The 1,640-nt window shown below is 49.4% G+C and carries 3 protein-coding genes; 2 read left to right on the forward strand and 1 reads right to left on the reverse strand.

Going from position 1 to position 1,640, the window contains the following annotated elements:
- Positions 1–315: EVE domain-containing protein (locus RMO35_RS17720; RefSeq protein ID WP_309742701.1), on the reverse strand; the 315-nt coding region annotated here is incomplete at its 3' end.
- A gap of 251 nt (positions 316–566) precedes the next feature.
- On the opposite strand from RMO35_RS17720, the gene crtA reads away from it, so the two are divergent.
- Positions 567–1,424 (forward strand): cyanoexosortase A, encoded by an 858-nt coding sequence (crtA, locus tag RMO35_RS17725; RefSeq protein ID WP_309742703.1) that lies wholly within the window; start codon positions 567–569, stop codon positions 1,422–1,424.
- On the forward strand, positions 1,424–1,640 hold a 217-nt coding region (locus RMO35_RS17730; protein ID WP_309742705.1), incomplete at its 3' end, for a hypothetical protein. The genes crtA and RMO35_RS17730, both read left to right, overlap by 1 nt.

Genomic DNA, 1,640 nt, shown 5'->3' on the forward strand with positions numbered 1-1,640 from the left:
GGTCATCTTCGCCCCAAAAGCGCGGACGAATTCGACTTTGACGGTATGCCAGCGAGGGGCGGCTGTGGTGGCTTTGGAGTCATAATAGTCCCCAGTCGGATCGAATTGACTGGGATCGACGACTTGAGACTCAACGATCTGCATCAATCCGACGATACCGGGCGGCTGCGTATTGGAGTGATAGAAAAAAGCTAAATCTCCAACCTGCATGGATTTAAGAAAATTTCGAGCCTGGTAATTACGGACTCCATCCCAGATGGTGTAACGATCGCGCTCCAGATCGCTAATACCATAGACATCAGGTTCGGACTTCATCAACCAATAATTCAAGCATTCATCCCGATACAACTACTAAATTATATGTGGTCGCGAGCGAGCAAAAGTGACACTTTGCGATCGGCAGTTGAGTGCGGCTGAGTGCGGCTGATGGTGATAGGATATTGTCATCAAAAACAACTCTAAATCTTAGAGTAATGGGGAAACCCCACGCCCCGATCTCGTGCGTTCGCGAAGTGTGAGCTTTGCTCAATCGTCAATGTGGGTAATCGATCCAAATCATCGCCAGTATGAACCAACAGGCTTTATTCAAACGTATTTCGCCCACATCCCCAGCTTTTTTATTGTTGGTACTTGGTGTGGCGGTCATTGCCATAAATCTCACCCTCATCTACAAACTGAGCAGTTCCGATCGTCAGATTACCACGACGCTGTTTTGGGCGACTGCTGCCTACCTAATTTGGGAACGCAAGGACAAACTTCAGTTCCATACCGGGCCAGTTGCCAGTGTCTTTGGGGCGCTGTTGCTGTCGCTATTGTTGCTCAAAAGTAGCGGCTACTGTGAAGAATCTTTTTTAATTGGGTATCCGTTTCTAGCTAGTATTGGACTGGCGACGATCGCGGCTGGTTTTCAGGGACTGCGGGAATATGGGCGCGAGATTATGCTGTTATTTTTTGCGGGCATCCCGGAAGTACTGCTGGCAAAGCTGACCGATCCCGCACCACTGACAGCTAAATTTGCGACTTCGATGCTGTGGTACTCGGGCGTTGCCGTGACCCAAAATGGCATTAATCTGGAGTTGCCAGGTGGTAGCGTCCAAGTTTACAGTGGCTGTTCTGGTGTCGTGGCAATGACGCAATTACTCGGGATGTCAGTTTTATTTTTAGCACTATTGCCCCTACCGTGGAAATGGTTTCAGAAATTGATGCTGCCTGTCGCCGCCGTCGCCATTGGCTTTCTGGTAAATGCCATGCGGGTATCGCTAATGGCAATTTTAGTATCTCAAAAACAGATGGCGGCTTTTGAGTATTGGCATACAGGTTCGGGTTCGCTGGTGTTTTCCGTCATTGGCACCGGGTTACTAGTTTTACTGGTGTGGGTATTGCTCGATCTATTCAAGCCTGAGTCAGCGCAGGAGTCAGAGTGATGATTTCTGTGCGCAATCTTGCCCGTCAATCGCTGTTGCTAACTTTATGCGTCGGGGCGATCGGCGTATTGGGCAAAGCTGTCCTCGATACTCCCAAACCAACAGGTCTACAGGAGCCAGCAGCGGTAAATTTCCCCCAGCAGGTACCCTTGCCCGCGACAAAGTTCTTGACAAGTAAGCCATTAGCTGCATTGCCGATCGAAAATAAACTCGTCG

Source organism: Chamaesiphon sp. OTE_20_metabat_361, assembly GCF_031364565.1.